Source organism: Pseudomonas sp. IT-P395 (assembly GCF_949767675.1).
In the GTDB taxonomy this organism is placed as follows: Bacteria; Pseudomonadota; Gammaproteobacteria; order Pseudomonadales; family Pseudomonadaceae; genus Aquipseudomonas.
This window is the reverse complement of the sequence record NZ_CATKPW010000022.1, coordinates 303,514-318,137: the sequence shown is the minus strand read 5'-3', so window position 1 is coordinate 318,137 and position 14,624 is coordinate 303,514. Positions and strand designations below refer to the sequence as shown.

11 protein-coding genes are annotated in these 14,624 nt (G+C 57.5%); 1 reads left to right on the top strand and 10 read right to left on the bottom strand.

The window, feature by feature from the left end; all coding sequences use genetic code 11:
* Positions 1-164: 164 nt before the first annotated feature.
* A complete protein-coding gene (locus ACM6IN_RS16670) occupies positions 165-914 on the bottom strand; it encodes a lysozyme inhibitor LprI family protein (RefSeq protein WP_257356611.1) in 750 nt (249 codons plus the stop codon).
* 500 nt (positions 915-1,414) lie between these two features.
* Here ACM6IN_RS16670 and ACM6IN_RS16665 point away from each other — a divergent pair, with 500 nt between their 5' ends.
* Complete coding sequence (locus tag ACM6IN_RS16665) at positions 1,415-1,798, top strand: DUF6124 family protein (protein ID WP_414916385.1); 384 nt, start codon at positions 1,415-1,417, stop codon at positions 1,796-1,798.
* Between the two features lie 73 nt (positions 1,799-1,871).
* Here ACM6IN_RS16665 and ACM6IN_RS16660 read toward each other — a convergent pair whose 3' ends face one another.
* The 9 genes from ACM6IN_RS16660 to tssJ are packed head-to-tail and all read right to left on the bottom strand — an operon-like array spanning position 1,872 to position 14,619.
* On the bottom strand, positions 1,872-2,375 hold the full coding sequence (locus tag ACM6IN_RS16660) for a hypothetical protein (protein WP_241000845.1): 504 nt from the start codon (positions 2,373-2,375) through the stop codon (positions 1,872-1,874).
* A 1-nt stretch (position 2,376) separates the two neighbouring features.
* Positions 2,377-4,149, bottom strand: coding sequence for a peptidoglycan-binding domain-containing protein (locus ACM6IN_RS16655; protein WP_257356613.1), 1,773 nt, complete (start codon positions 4,147-4,149; stop codon positions 2,377-2,379).
* A gap of 11 nt (positions 4,150-4,160) precedes the next feature.
* Positions 4,161-6,596 carry a type VI secretion system tip protein TssI/VgrG gene (tssI, locus tag ACM6IN_RS16650; protein WP_414916384.1) on the bottom strand — a complete coding sequence of 812 codons (2,436 nt, stop codon included), beginning with the start codon at positions 6,594-6,596 and terminating at the stop codon, positions 4,161-4,163.
* Between the two features lie 28 nt (positions 6,597-6,624).
* Entirely contained in the window at positions 6,625-7,626 is a 1,002-nt protein-coding gene (locus ACM6IN_RS16645; protein ID WP_095119789.1) for a serine/threonine-protein kinase, read from the bottom strand.
* Positions 7,623-8,351: a PP2C family protein-serine/threonine phosphatase gene (locus tag ACM6IN_RS16640; RefSeq protein WP_038359322.1), complete on the bottom strand. Its 729-nt coding sequence runs from the start codon at positions 8,349-8,351 to the stop codon at positions 7,623-7,625. The genes ACM6IN_RS16645 and ACM6IN_RS16640 overlap by 4 nt, the downstream gene beginning before the upstream one ends.
* The gene (tssM, locus tag ACM6IN_RS16635; protein ID WP_414916383.1) at positions 8,351-11,890 is read right to left on the bottom strand and encodes a type VI secretion system membrane subunit TssM; all 3,540 of its coding nucleotides are present in this window, start codon (positions 11,888-11,890) and stop codon (positions 8,351-8,353) included. Before tssM ends, ACM6IN_RS16640 begins: the two co-directional genes overlap by 1 nt.
* A gap of 13 nt (positions 11,891-11,903) precedes the next feature.
* Positions 11,904-12,779, bottom strand: coding sequence for a type IVB secretion system protein IcmH/DotU (gene icmH / locus ACM6IN_RS16630; RefSeq protein WP_007920301.1), 876 nt, complete (start codon positions 12,777-12,779; stop codon positions 11,904-11,906).
* 5 nt (positions 12,780-12,784) lie between these two features.
* Positions 12,785-14,116, bottom strand: coding sequence for a type VI secretion system baseplate subunit TssK (tssK, locus tag ACM6IN_RS16625; RefSeq protein ID WP_007920300.1), 1,332 nt, complete (start codon positions 14,114-14,116; stop codon positions 12,785-12,787).
* Positions 14,117-14,118: 2 nt separating this feature from the next.
* A complete protein-coding gene (tssJ, locus tag ACM6IN_RS16620) occupies positions 14,119-14,619 on the bottom strand; it encodes a type VI secretion system lipoprotein TssJ (protein ID WP_095119786.1) in 501 nt (166 codons plus the stop codon).
* Positions 14,620-14,624 lie beyond the last annotated feature (5 nt).

Below are 14,624 nucleotides of genomic sequence, written 5' to 3'. Positions count from 1 at the left end.
CGCCCTATTCCCATTTGCATCCGGACTCCGGAGAGGAGTCGATGCCGGTATTGATTCCGAAGCTGTACACCTTGCCGCTGGACTGCTTTGTGTAAGACATCGAGACGATCTGTGAGCCTTGAGTTATCAACTCATAAGTGCCCGTGACCTTCAAACGCTTTACTTCACTGCTTGTTCTTGTCCGGAGCCATAGCCAATTGACGCGCTCGCTCTATCGTCGCGCGGATCAAGCAGGAGTTCGACCATTCCCCAAACACCGATTTATACGATTTCGCCTCAGGCAGACACTCCGCATCGCGAAACTTCATCCAGGCTCTTTGGGTTTCTCTCAGCTCTTTCTGTGCTTTTTCGTCCAACCGCTCCATGCGCTCCCGGTAAACCAGGTTGAGCAGTGCATCCGTATCCGTCACGACCAGATCAAGCGTCCCACTCGGCAAAGTTGGCCACACAACGTCCGCCAATGCCTGCTTGGTTTCGTTGTTCCAATTGTAGAAACCGTTCTCTTCAACTTTCAGCCGGGCAGACCGCCCATAATGATTGGTCGGATCGCTCTCGCTGACTTCCGATTGGTAAACAATTTCCAGATAGATCGGGTCACTTGAGCGCTGAGGATCATTCAGAAGCGTTTGCCGAACAATGGCGCGTTGCTTTTTGCTCTCGGTTATTTCAATCGAAAAGCAAGGATCCGGGCCGGGACGGTCAGACGATTTCACCCTCGCCAGACAATCTTTACGAAGGGCCATGGATGGAGCATCCGGCCCCCATCCTACGTCTACAACCCTCACGAGCAGTCGTATTTCCGGATCTTTGGAAAAATCCGCCTGAAGCACCGTTGCGATCATCGTGCCTTCCGCATGGGCGAGGGACGATAGCAAGGACAGTAAAAAAACGACGCCGAATCTGAAAATCTTCATTCCCTGATTTCCTTGAAAAACTATAAAAGTCTGCAATTCATACGATCTGAATTTGACCCACTCAACCTCAGAATCAGATACAGGTGTCCTGCTGTAAGACCCTTCCATTTTCTGACGCAAACGCTTAAACAGAACTTACGATCCTCCGATCTTCTGCTAAACGGATGTCATGTTCGTCGGACATTTCCCGCAAGACGCCGAGCCATCCATGAACTATCCACCCCTCGCTTTCACCGCTAACCTTGATTTGTCACCGCAAAAAACGGTGACACGGACGTGCAAGTCCGGGTAAAAGACGACGCGCAACGTCATTGGTCGCTGATCAGGCATATCCCTGCTCGCGGTACCGACTGTATGGCGGCTGTGCGTGGGAGATCCTTCTGTCGAGAGCGATCTGCCGGGTCCGTCTGCCCGGTCTTGCACACCTGCGCACAGCTGCCACCTTAATTTGCGTGCAAGCGAACGGTGGTGGCTCCTCATATACAGACGGAGATACATCCATGTTCAAAGTGACGCCCAACCCGCCAGTCAACACTGGTGCCCCCGCCGAAGAATCCCTCGACACTGCGACGCTCGACAAAGAAGCCGCCGACCGCGCCTTCGCTAACTACTTCCCGCCTACCAACGACAAACAGTCCAAACGCCGTAAAGGCAGACTCTTCACCATCTCCAATGACATCGACTCGGAAGCCCTCCTGGCCAACGCCTCCGAAGACATGCTGTCCATCAGCGCCATCGCTGCCAAATTAGCGGACGACGTCGAAGGCTCAAACCGCTCGGTAGCGCTAGCCCTTAGCCGAATTGCCGATGGTGCGCAGATCATGGTGGAACGTGCTTTGGATGATCTGGAAGACCTGATTGCAGGAAAGGCCGCGAAAGCGTAAGGAGTGTGACCGGGACGGATTAGAAAACTAACCCGTCCCCTACTTTGCGCTGTCTTCTCACTTTCATTCGTTACTATCTCGATTCACCTTCATACAGCTTCGTTTCCGGATTAAAGCGCCAAATATGAGGGGTAGTTAACGGCTTACCATCTCTGTGCATAATTTGATCTTGCTTATCCCTGTTATAAGAGTAGATTTTAATATCTCTAAACAGACTATCTTTTGGATGAGTATCGAGAACCTTCACATCAGCAAAATACTCACCACCAACGTTTCTTAAAAAGCCACGACATTGAATTAGAAATTCATAAATAAAATCACCGCTCGACCCGGCACTTGAATATGAAAGAAAAATAAAATCTTTCACTCCGTCACCATTGATATCTTCACTAGTGACGACCTTTCCTTCCTCAATTGAAAATTTTTCATCTTCAATTCGAGAAAGCAAATCAAAATCACGTACACCTTCCGTCCACTGGGATAAAAAATATTTAGCACCATCTGCCGGAGCACATACATCTATAGGGGCAGCGTTGACCGTAGCCGCAAAAAATGCAAGCAACAAAAAAAATCTCATATCAATTCTCCATAATGAATGTGTGACGCCCAGTTCTAACGGCACCTTGAACTTGACCGGAACCATAAACTATGGCCCCAGTGATCGTATTATTCAAAGCTACTAAAGCATTAAATAATTTTGTTGTCAGTGCCGATTCATGTGCCGCCCCCCAGCTAGCAATCGGGAGTTGCCAATTCACCCCTCCCGACGTGTTTATCGTGTTTTGAAGGACATGGCGAAGCTGATTGTATTGTGGTACACCAACGATGTGTGAAGGTCGCCAAACATGCCAACGCAAAAGTATGGCCACTGCCTTCTCCGAGGTATAGATAGTCCCTATAGTACTATTGACGACCACACCGCCAACACTGAAGCTAATCGGGTCAGTCAGTATTTCCCTTAGTCTTAGTTTGGCCATAGACCACATTGCTGCTCTATAACCAGGAATTGTGCGCGCAGCCATACTCAATCGATAAAACCAATGCCACGTTTTCAAATAATGCGCCTCGTCTTTCGAGTCGCCTAATTCTGTAAACTCACTGTCGGAATGAGTTGCTTGCGAAACAGCGTAACTATCATTTGCGAGTTTGACCCAAGCCGCATAGGTCATTAGATCCTCGTTATACAAACCCGGACTATTCCATGCCTTCGTTGGATATAAACCAAAATTACCAAAAACCTTTTTAAAAATTTCAGGCTCACGATTATTCAGATAGGCCATAAATCCAGGAAGCTCACCTTTCCCATATGCATTTATATTTGGAATTGTTGAATATAGCCCCATAGTCCAATGGCAAGGCCCGCCAGAAATAAGAGCATTATCCCAAGCGTTTAGTACGTCAAATCGACCAAAACATTCTGCTTCCGCAACCACCCTTATCGTCCGATATGTTGAAAGGGCTGGACTATTTAGTTGCGCTGGGTTAGCGGGGGCACCGGTTATTTTCTCAACTGTCATTTCAGTCTGGGAGGACCAACTATGCGTTTTCCCCGCATTAGGTCCACCATAGGTTCCGGTCTGATAGTAACCAACTGCATGATATTCTGTTTGAGCACGACCATCAGGAAACGCAAAGTAACTACTGAAATCCCTGAATACAACTCTTGGGCCGCCCTCAGTAAAACTATCATGAGCCCAAATATTACAACCCTTTTGAGCCAACTCGGTCCTATTTCCAGCCGTTATCTTCCAAGCTTCAAAAACAACTGGACACCGATAGTCGTTATCGAGCCAGTGTTCTATCGCCACTCTGGTCTTTTCATTCACGACACCGCTTACAGGACCAACATACTTTGCAGAGTTAGCTATAGACTGAAGACTATCAACATAATAAGTTACAGGACCTACAGTTGACCCGCTAACAACCGGAGCTTTTCCAGCTTTGGCTACAACACCCGCCGAGCCGTCATAGTAAACATCCAAGTTATTTATCCGCACGGGGGAACCAGCCTGATCTAGCAGCAGCTGCCCCTTTTTTTCAGCTCTAACACATGCAACCTGTGCCATTGAAGCATATATCTGAAATTCTCGAACGGCCCACTCGGTCCTAGTATCAAACTCCCCAGTAGGTTTGCCTAGTACAGAGAACCCTAGACCAATCAAGTCCTCCTGAAGCTTTCTTACATGCTCTGGCACTGCTAAGGCCGCGCTATTCCCCGAAGCTGCACCAGCTGTTTCAGCATTAGTAATAGCAACTGGTGGGTTATCAACACCTCCCCAACGTGGAGGTGTGTTCTGCGCAGGTTTTCCGTCATGATCCTTTTTACGGAGATCAAAATTGCCGTAAATCATTGCTCATTCCCTTATGCAATATGCTGTTCTTCGAGACGCTTGATATCGCTGGAAGAAAGATAATCTTTGTCTGCCAACTCACAAGAACGGTGGAAACAACGAGTGGCATGCTTCGTTTTCGGGCCATTTTCACCGTCGATTTCCCCATCATAGAACCCAAGATTTTTAAGGCGGGACTGAAGCCCTTTCACGTCCGAGGCTTCCGACTGAGCTTTCAAGTCCAACTCCCATACCCATGGCTGAGATTCTGCGCCAAAAGGATAAAAAGTAAGCTTGCCCTTCTTCGCATCGGGCGGAACTGGCTGGTCAACAAACCCTTCACTAGAAGTTGTGCCTTTGTAGGTCACTCCATCCACTTCCAGCGTATAGGGCTGTCCAGCAATACCTTTTTTGTCATAGGGACGTTTCATCTGAATACGGAAGCTCTTTTTCTCCGATGCTGGCGGAGTAGATGCCGGCGCATTCAACAACGCCTGATCCATCAAACTCCCCGCCTTATCCTTATCCGCCGCCCCCGGCAGCACCGGCGGTTTAATCCCGATCCCGGTGCCGGAACCAGCCGAGCCACCGGCATTGATCTTGATCACCGGCCCAACCACCGTCACCCCACCGCCATCCAGCTTGATAAAGCTCCCACCCCCAAGAATGGTCAGCTCCGTCCCGGCCTCAATAACAATCTTGTCCCCAGCCTTGAGGTGTATCTCTTTCCCCACGCTGGTCAGCTGCGCCGTGCCCAGCTTCACATGCTGGTTCTGCCCAACCGTGAGGTGATCATCCAGCTTCGCTTCAATCTTGCGGTCGGAAATCGTCGTGCGGTGTTCTTCAGCCTTCAGCTCGGTGTAGGTGTTATTAACCACCGTGTCATGACGCTCATTCCCGACCCGAATCTTCTGATCGTGCTCAACGTTCTCATCCCAGTCGCGCTGCGCATGAATGTAGATCTGCTCCGCACCTTTCTTGTCTTCGATGCGCAGTTCGTTATACCCACCGCCACCCGGTGAGCTAAGCGTTTTGAACACGCTGCGAGTCTTGTTCGCCGGCAGTGCGTACGGCACCGGGTTTTCCTTGTGGTACAGGCAGCCGGTCACCAGCGGTTGGTCGGGGTCGCCTTCGAGGAAGGTGACGAGGACTTCCATGCCGATGCGCGGGATGCTGATGGCGCCGTAGCGGTCGCCGGCCCAGGAGCTGGAGACGCGCAGCCAGCAGCTGGTTTTGTCGTCGGCGAGGCCTTCGCGGTCCCAGTGGAACTGGACTTTGATGCGGCCGTATTGGTCGCAGTGGATTTCTTCGCCTTTAGGGCCGGTGACCATGGCGGTCTGGCTGCCGAGGACGCGCGGTTTCGGGTGTTCGAGCGCCGGGCGGTAGAACACGTCCCACGGGGTGGCGAGGAAGGTGTTGCGGTAGCCTTGGTGGAAGTCGTCCTTGTTGTCGGTGGTGTCGCTGGTCACGCCTTCTTCGAGGACTTGCGGCTGCTTGCCTTCGTGAAAGATTTCGGTGAGCAGCCACAGGTCGTTCCACTCGCTGCGCGGGTGGTCGGACATGGCCATGAAGTGGCCGCTGACCAGTTTGGTCTGGTCGCCGCGACCTTCGGCTTGACGGTAGTCGGCGCGATGGCGTTCGAGGGCGCGTTGGCTGAGGAACTTGCCACGGGCGCGGTCGATGAAACGGCCCGGGTAGTCGTAGTCTTCGAGGTCCGGTTCGGTGCTCTCGCCATCGGGCTTATAAGCCGCCTCCATTTGCAGGCGCGGTTTTTCGAAGTCGTAGTCGCGGCGTGTGGTGCGGCTGGTACGGGTTTCCAGGCGCAGTTTGAAGCCTTTGATCACCGGTTCTTCGGCGACCATGCCGCTGCCTTGTACGTACGCGGTCGGCTGGCCGAGGTCGGGGAACACGGTCTGGTCGTCACCGAACACCAGCAGGTGGCCTTTGTCGCTGTGCTGGAAGTGGTAGTGAATGCCTTCCTCTTCGCACAGGCGTTGGACGAAGTGCAGGTCGGTTTCGTCGTACTGCACGCAGTAGTCGCGATCCGGGCATGGCTGGCTGAGCTGGAAGCTGTAGGCGTTGCCCTTGATGCCGTGTTCTTCGAGGATCAGCGCGATGATTTTCGGCGCCGACATCTGCTGGTAGATGCGCTGGTTGGTGCGGTGATGCAGGTATTGCAACTGTGGCACCATCGACACTTTGTAGCGGGTCAGACGCTTGCCGGCGTCGCCTTGGGCGACGCGGTAGATCTGGCCGTGGATGCCCGAGCCTTGTGGATCGAACGCCAGAAACGCCTGCTTGTGCAGCAGTTGCTCAAGGTCCAGATCCGGGTTTTCGCTGACCAGTTCGAGGTCGAAGCGATACGGCTGGCTGATGCCTTCGGTGCCGGTGAACGACAGCACTTGCAGGTCGCCGACGTAGTCTTCGACCTTGAGGCTGAAGTGGGTTTCGTTAGCTGGGTTGAACATAAAGTGCTCCCTGTTCGAATGTCATCCGTTACGCCCGAAGTCGCAACCGTTGCAGCCAGGACGAAGTGGCGCCCAAGGCGTCACGCAATTGTTGGGCAGTGATGCTGCGTTCTGCCGGGTCGAAGCTCAGCGCGGTTCGCAGCGCTGGCCAGCCGTGTTTCGGTAAATTCGCCGGTGCTTGCAGTTCGCGCTCCAGGTGCTCGTCGCGGGCCTGGGTCGAGGGCAAGCGGCGGAACGGGTGTTTGCCGCCCGCCAGTTCGTAGATCACACAGGCTACGCCGTACACGTCCGCGCTGGCCGACAAGGGTTGGCCCTCAAGCAGTTCGGGGGCGGCGTAGCCCGGGGTCCAGGCGTTGAAGCGTTCCCGGCTCAGGTGCGGCAGGCCGGGCATCACGCCCTCCTCTGCCTGACCGAGGCCGAAGTCAAACAGGCGCAAGCCATCTTCGCTGAGCATGACGTTGCTCGGTTTCATGTCACCGTGCAACACGCCGCGACCGTGGGCGTAAGCCAGCGTGTCGAGCAGCGGCAGGACGATGTCGCGCAGTTCTTGCCACGGCAGGCCGAGGGGCCGCTCGCAGAGCAATTTGTCCAGGGTCAGGCCACGCATGTATTCCATGGTGATGAAGGCCCGCTGGCAATCGGTGTCGACTTCAAAGGTGTGTGCACGCACGACGTTGTCGTGGCGCAGGCGCCGGGTCAGGGCGAACTCGCTGTAGAGCAAGGCACTGGCGTCCGGCGATTCGGCAAATTCTTCGCTGAGGATTTTCAGCGCAATGTAAGGGTCGGGATCACCGAACTGTTCGTGCAGCAGATCCCGCGCCCGGTAAACGGCGCCCATGCCACCGGCCCCGAGCAGACGCTCGAGGTGGTAGCGACCGGCGAGTACATCCGGCAGTGCACCGATGCTGGCCTTGGTCGGCGCCAGCAAAGGCTCTGCCTTGTTTTCCTTGGCAAAGGCGAAGTAGGTCAGGTTGTTGGCCTGTTCTTCGCTCATCAGCAAGTCGTCGACTGAGGATTCGATTTCAGTCATTGGCGGATCACCACGGCTGTCAGGTTGTCGCGCGCGGCACCACGCAGGGCGCCGTCGAACAAACGTTCCAGCGCCACGTGCGGCGCGCTGAGGCTGAGGGCGTTGCCGAGGGCATCGCTGCTCAGGCCCTGATACAAACCATCGCTGCAGAGCAAAAACGCATCGCCCGGATAGACCTCGAGTTCGAGGACATCCAGGGTCAGTTGTTCGGCGGCGCCGACGGCTCGGGTCAAGGCCTGAGCCGCCGGGTGCGCCGCCGCTTGTTCGACGCTCATTTGTTGCTCGTCGATCAATTGCTGTTGCAGCGAATGGTCCTTGGACAGCTGATACAACCGCTGCCCGCGCCACATGTAGCAACGGCTGTCGCCGGCCCAGATGCAGGCCGCGCGATTACCTTCCACCAGCAGCGCGACGACGGTGCTGCCCATGATGCTGTCGTGGCGTCCGGCGGTGACCGTCAACTCCTGCCCCAAACGCCGGTTCAGCCAGTGCAGGCACTGGCGAATGGCTTTGAGGCGTTCGTCGAAGTCCTCGTGTTGCGGCAGTTCAGCCAGGCTGGCGACGATCAACTGGCTGGCGATGTCGCCGCCCTGATGACCGCCCATGCCGTCCGCGACCACCCACAGCCCCTGCTGTGGCGAGTCGAGGAAGGCATCTTCGTTGCGCGCCCGCACCTTGCCCGGGTCGGTCCGCGCCGCGCTGCGCCAGGCACTGGCCACCAGCATCAGAGCTGCACCGGCATACGGAAGGTGCGCAGTACGCCCATGTCGAACGGGTTCGGCGTGCGCTGGCTGGTCAGCAGGTAGTTGGCGCGCAGGCCACCCACGTCGGCTTTCAGCACCAGCACGTCGCGACCGCTCAGGTACTCGGTCTGCATCAGGTCGAACAGGCGGAACAGCGACCATGGGCCGGAGTTCTTCTCGATGCCGATCGGGCGACCGGCCATTTTGTCCATGACCAGACTGGTGCGACCGTCTTCAGCATCGGTCGGCCATTTGAACGACATTGGCAGGATCGGACCGTGGCGGTACTCCATGGTCTTGTCGCCGAACTTGAACTCGGAACGGCTGACCGCCGGGTCGAGGGTGTACGGCTCCAGTTTGAACTGCACGGTCGGCTCGGCCGGGTTGATCGAGAAGAAGCTCTGACGAATCGTCAGCGCGGCGGCCATCTGGTCCAGGTACATTTTCGACACCGGCAGGCTGTGACCATCGACACTGCGCATGCGGTAGTTGCCCGGATCGCCGCTGACGAACGGACGCATGTAGCTGTCGAAGAAGCGGTCGACGGTGCCTTGCGCGCGGAAGAACTCGCGGAAATCGCTGATCGCCACGTCGCTGGTGCTGCTGGCGCTGAACGGATAACGCTTGCTGATGGTTTTGCCATACACGCTGTACAGCTCGTTCTGATAACGGCCGTTCAGGTATTGGTAAGCATCGTTAAGCACCAGACGCCACGAGTCTTCGGCCAGCACGTTGAACCACACGCTCAGTGGGCGCGGCAGACGGCCGGAGGCATTGCGCAGGTTGGTCAGCGCATCACGCTGGCCGCTCATGCGGGTTTTCGCCATTTCGAACGCGGCTTGTTCCGGCGTGCTGGAACGGGCCAGGCCGGCCAGTTGCAGTTGCAGGTCGTTGAGCGCGTTCAGCGCTGGCGTCAGGTCCGCCGCCGGGCCGTTGTTGTCATCGAGCAAACGATGCAGCGGTTCGAAGCGGCGTTGCAGCGACTTCTTCGCGGTGTCCGGCAGGGTCTTCGCCACGTTCAGGGCCGAAGCCTTGTCTGCTGCGGCGGCGGCAAGTTTGCCAACCTTACCCAGTTTGCCTTTCTGCCCAGCCAGCGCATCAGCAGCGTCGCCAGCTTCTTCGACAGGGTCTGCAGCGGCCTGGAAGCGGGTGTTCTCACGCACTTCAGTGAGCAACGCCAGTACCGGCGAATTCGCCGAGGTCAGGCCCGCCAGTTGTTCGGCGCCTTCACCGGCGTCGCTGATCGGCGGCAGGGCAACCTGGCCAACCGCTTCGCTCCAATAGTTGGCGTAGTCGCGGAAGTACAGCTGCTCCAGCTCGACCATCAGACGACGCAAGTCCATGTCGCTGATGCCCGCACCTTCGCCCAGCACCCAGTTGTCACGCAGGATGTCGGTAACCAGCGCCGAACCCTGTACCGAGAAATACTGCTGATAACCGGTTTGCGTGTAGAAGCCCGGGATCACGTATTCGGTGCCGATAAACAGCGAGCCTTGTGGACCGAGGTGTTGGCTGAAACGGTAGTCCGGCAGGTTGCGCGCCTGCTCGCGGAGCATGCGGTAAACCACCGTGGCCAGCGATTCGCTGCGCAAGACCTGACGCGCCTGAGTGACCAACTGATCGTTCAGCGGGTAGATAAACGGCTGCTTCAGCAGACGTTCCAGATGCGCGCTTAAACCGTTCTGCACAGCGGTGTTGCCGGTGTAGCGCGTCGACCAGTCAGTGGCGACCCAGTCCTTGAGCCACGCGGCATCGCGACGATCCTTCATGTTCAACATCAGGTACGCGCGCAGGCTGTTGAGCAGGCGGTCGCGGTCCTTCATGTTGGCGCGGATCTGCCCTTCGAGCATCGTCGCTACCCGTGGCAGCAGTTGCTTTTCAAGCTCGCGCTCGTAAGCCTCTTTGACCACTGGATTGACGTCTTCGCCCTGATACAGACCGCCACGTTCGTGATACGAAACGTCGCCCTTCTTCGGGAACACCTGCGTCGCGGCGTAGCTGCTGTCGAGGGTTTTCAGTACGCCCATGGCGTCATCACGCGGCGACAATGCCGTGCGTTGTTGCGTCCAGTTCTGCGCCAGATTGCGCAGGTTTTCCAGGCGCTCGTAGTTGGCCGAGAAACCGCCCGCCCAGAGCATGCCGAACAGTGCCAGTGCCGCCAGTGCGCCGACGTACAACGCACGTTGGCCCCAATGAATACGGCTGCGTTCGCGCTTGTCCAGACCGGCCAGATCGGACTCAGGGAAAATCACCTGGCTGAACAAGTGATGGATAAACCGCGAACGGCCGCTGCGCAGGGTCGGCAGCACACCGGCGCTCATGCCGAGGCTGGCGCCGATGCCGGCGGTGGTCGCATCCATCTCTTGAGTCAAGTGCGGTGCGCTGGTCAGGTAGAAACCGCGCAGTTGCGTGGCTCGCTGATAACGGTTACCGGTGAACGCCATGTCGACGAACAGGCACAGGCGCTCGCCGATCAGCCCCAGTTGATGCGGGAAGTCGAGGATGCGGCCACGGCGCTGAGTGTCGCGCTCGGAGTGCATGCGCATGATCACTTGGCTGTTGAGGCGACGCAGCAGTTCTTCGAACTCGTTGCGCAGCACAGCGACGTCGGTGCCGACCTGATCCTTGCGGAAACTGGTGCCGAGCACTTGATCGCTTTCTTCGCGAGTCAGTTGATCGAAGAACTCGTCGAAGCCGAGCAGCTTGTCAGCCTTGCTCAGGACCAGATAGACCGGTACGTCGACGTGCAGTTTCTGATGCACGTCTTGCAGACGGCCACGAATCTGGCGCGCAAGGGTGTCGATGTCCTGCTCACTGCCACCGAGCAGGGTTTCCACCGGAATGGTCACCAGCACGCCGTTCAACGGACGTCCGCGACGGCGCTTGCGCAGCAGTTCCAGCAACGTTGTCCAGGCACCGCCGTCGACTTCCACATCCGGTTGCGTGGTGTAGCGCCCGGCGGTGTCGATCAGCACACCGTGGTCGGCGAAGTACCAGTCGCAATGACGGGTGCCGAGGGTGTCGCGGGTCAGCTTGCGGTCGATCTTGTTGATCGGGAATTCCAGACCGGAAAAGTCCAGCAGGCTGGTCTTGCCCGAGGCCTGCGGACCGATCAGCAGGTACCACGGCAAGTCACTGCGCCAGCGCTCGCTGCGGCCGCGATACAGGCTCGACGTCTTCAGGGTTTTCAGCGCGTCTTTGAAGCGCACCTTCAACTCCTTCTGCTCTTCGTCGATCAGCTCTTCGCGGCGGATACGATCCTGGCCGTCTTCGCTTTCTTCCTCGGCTTTCTTGCGGATACCCGCGCGCCAGCTGACGAAGACCATGGTCAGGCCCCAGATCAGGAACAGCACAGCGATGGTCAGCAAGCGCGAGGTCGCGCTCTCCCAGAACTTGTAATCATCAACCGCCAACAACGGGCCAACGAACCACACCAGCAGCGCCACGAACAGCACCAGCAGCAAGGTCCAGACCCAGGTCTGGCGCAGGAAGGCGCCGACTTTCTTGAAAAACTTTTTCATCACACGTCCCTGTTTACGGCTGCGACTGCGGTTGCACCGCGGCCGGATCAAGCGGCTGATAAGGTTGCAGAACGGTGTCGCGCTGCTCGCCCAAGACCCAGGCGAAGCCCGAATACATCACCACCAGGCAGACGAGAGTGAACAACACCACCATCCACGCCGGCACGATGCGCACCAGGTTGCGGCGCTGATCGTTCAAGCCTTCCCAGTGCGGCGACAACTCGCGCGGCACGTCGCCACGCAATTGACGGATCTGCCGGTACAAGGCGTCGCGGATGCCTTCGAGTTCGAGCATGCCGCGCGCTTGCACGCGGTACTTGCCTTCGAACCCGAGGGACAGGCACAGGTACATCAGCTCGAGCATCGGCAGATGCTTGACCGGGTTCTTCGACAGCCGATCGAGCAACTGGAAGAACTTCTCGCCACCAAAGGTCTCGTTGTGGAAGCTGCTCAGCAGGCTCATCTGCGACCACTCGCTTTCGTTGCCCCACGGTGTGGTCACAACGGCTTCGTCGACCACGGTGCAGAGCACGTAACGCGCGGCCATCACCTGGCTGCTTTCGGCGCCGTTGTGCAGGGCGCGTACTTCAAACAGTTTCAGGCCCGCAGTCAGTCGCTCGTTGAGTGCGTACAAGTCTTCGCGGGTTTCGCTGTGCTTGAGGCGCACCACTTCCGAAAGCAGCTCGGACGAGGCCGCCACCAGCGAATTGAGGCTGATGTTGAACGCTTCGGCCGGGCGCAGGCGCGCGGCGTAGATCATGCGTTCTTCCAGTTGCTCGAAACGCGGCGGCGCGGCGAAGTCGGTCAGCGGACTCGATGCCGGTCCGTGGCCCTGACGATCGAGCAGGACGGTTTTGTCGTCCTGGTTGTAATCCGTTTCCTTGATCATGTCGGTCAGTTCCTGATGGCCCAGAATTTCAGTTCAAGCTCGGCGAATTCGCCGGACACGTGGAACGCGAAACCGCCGGAGCGCTCGAGTTGTGCCAGGTCTTCGGAACTGAGTTCGAGGATGAAATAGGTTTTGTTCGAATGGAACGCGATCTGCCGCGGTGCCACCGGCAACGGTTTGACCTTGATCCCCGGCAAGTGCAGGTTGACCAGTTGGCGGATACGCTCCACCGGGCCGACCTTGAGGTGCGCCGGCAAGCGGTGGCGCAGTTCTTCGGAGTCGCAGTTGGCACTGGCTGCCAACACAAACGAGGCCGATCCGAGCAGTTTGTGGTCGTGCAACGGCGAGACGATGATGCCGTACTGACGCGCTTGCAGGATCAGTTCGATGGCGTGCTGTTCGAGCACCATCGACAGCACCTGACGAATCGCTTCCATCAGTTTGCGGAAGCTCCCGCCCTGATCGGCGTGGGAGTAGCGGCTGTCCAGACGCGGACGTTTGCTTTCGCCGGAGAAGGTCGCCAGATCGCCGAGCATGGTCAGCAGCGTGCGGTACAACTCTTCCGGGTGCACCTGCTCCAGGCCGAGGTAGTGGCGCAGCAGCAGTTCGGTACGGTTGATCAGTTGCAGCATCATGAAGTCGCCGACCTCCGCGCCGCCGACCTTGCCGTTGGAGCGAATCCGCTCGGCAATCGTGTCGCCACGGTGGTTGAGCATGCTGATGACTTCTTTCAGGCACGACAGCAGATAGCTGGAGGCGTGGGCCTGAATGTAGGTCGGCACGAAGTCCGGGTCGAGGCTGATCACGCCGTCCGGCGTGGTGTCGAGCACGTCGCAGATTTTCAGCTTCACGTAGGCCTGATCGCTCTGCTGCTCGCCGAGCAACAGTTTGAAGTCCGGGCGACCGCAGCTGACCTGGCTGGCGGAATCGTCGCCGGCGTTGGAGTCGGCCACTTCGGCGTCGTACGCGGTGTAACGCGCGAGCACGTCGGACTGCTCCGGACGGCGCGACTCGATGTGGTTACCGGTGACCAGCGGCAGTGCCAGGTAGATCGGCGTGTTGCCGGTGTTCGGCGGTACGTCGAGCGCCAGCGGCTCGGTGTTGCCACCGAGTTCGAACAGGCTGCCATCCGGCAGAATCCCCGAGGCTTCACTGATCACCAGTTTGCCCATGTTGAGAAACTGCAGGTCGATCTCCAGATTGAGGAAACCCCAAGTGTAGCCACCGAGCAACTGGGTGCGGGTTTTCATCTGGTGATCGTAATAACGATCGTTGTGCTGGAAGTGCTGCGGGCGCAGCAGCATGCCTTCCTGCCAAATGACTTTATGGGTATTCATGATCAGTCATCCGCCTTGGCGAGCACTTGATTGGTGTTACGGATGCCGGTCTGGTCCAGAGTCAGATCGACTTCAGTGACTTCCAGCGGAGTGATCTGAATGGTGTGGCGCCATTGGGTGTCCGGCAAGTCGCGGTAAGCGGCGAGAACGCCAACATAAAGGCTGCCCTCTTCCACTTTGAGCTTCATCTCCACGGTTTCACCCGGGCGCAGCTCGAGTTCTTCGCTGGCCACCAGATCCGGGTTGAGGGATTCCTTGGCGCGCTCGTAGAGGCTGAAGAAATCAGCGTTTTCGAAGGTCACCGGGTGCTTGAGTTCGAACAGGCGCACGACGATCGGCGACGGCCGACCGTTGAGGTCCGGGTTGAGCTGATCGCTGCCGGTCAGCTTCAGGTTGATCTTGGTCACTTTCGAGTACGGCGACAGCGACGAGCAACCGGCGAGCAGCACCAGCACGGTGAGCGCAGTCAGCGTCTTGAAAAAAGCGGTCGAGCGGCGAGACATGCGCA

What these genes read in the sequence shown, in the direction of transcription:
- ACM6IN_RS16660 (WP_241000845.1), bottom strand. Translation starts at nt 2,375, where the DNA reads ATGAGATTTTTTTTGTTGCTTGCATTTTTTGCGGCTACGGTCAACGCT.
- ACM6IN_RS16665 (WP_414916385.1), top strand. Translation starts at nt 1,415, where the DNA reads ATGTTCAAAGTGACGCCCAACCCGCCAGTCAACACTGGTGCCCCCGCC.
- ACM6IN_RS16670 (WP_257356611.1), bottom strand. Translation starts at nt 914, where the DNA reads ATGAAGATTTTCAGATTCGGCGTCGTTTTTTTACTGTCCTTGCTATCG.
- tssI (WP_414916384.1), bottom strand. Translation starts at nt 6,596, where the DNA reads ATGTTCAACCCAGCTAACGAAACCCACTTCAGCCTCAAGGTCGAAGAC.
- tssK (WP_007920300.1), bottom strand. Translation starts at nt 14,116, where the DNA reads ATGAATACCCATAAAGTCATTTGGCAGGAAGGCATGCTGCTGCGCCCG.
- icmH (WP_007920301.1), bottom strand. Translation starts at nt 12,779, where the DNA reads ATGATCAAGGAAACGGATTACAACCAGGACGACAAAACCGTCCTGCTC.
- ACM6IN_RS16655 (WP_257356613.1), bottom strand. Translation starts at nt 4,149, where the DNA reads ATGATTTACGGCAATTTTGATCTCCGTAAAAAGGATCATGACGGAAAA.
- ACM6IN_RS16640 (WP_038359322.1), bottom strand. Translation starts at nt 8,351, where the DNA reads ATGCTGGTGGCCAGTGCCTGGCGCAGCGCGGCGCGGACCGACCCGGGC.
- tssJ (WP_095119786.1), bottom strand. Translation starts at nt 14,619, where the DNA reads ATGTCTCGCCGCTCGACCGCTTTTTTCAAGACGCTGACTGCGCTCACC.
- tssM (WP_414916383.1), bottom strand. Translation starts at nt 11,890, where the DNA reads ATGAAAAAGTTTTTCAAGAAAGTCGGCGCCTTCCTGCGCCAGACCTGG.
- ACM6IN_RS16645 (WP_095119789.1), bottom strand. Translation starts at nt 7,626, where the DNA reads ATGACTGAAATCGAATCCTCAGTCGACGACTTGCTGATGAGCGAAGAA.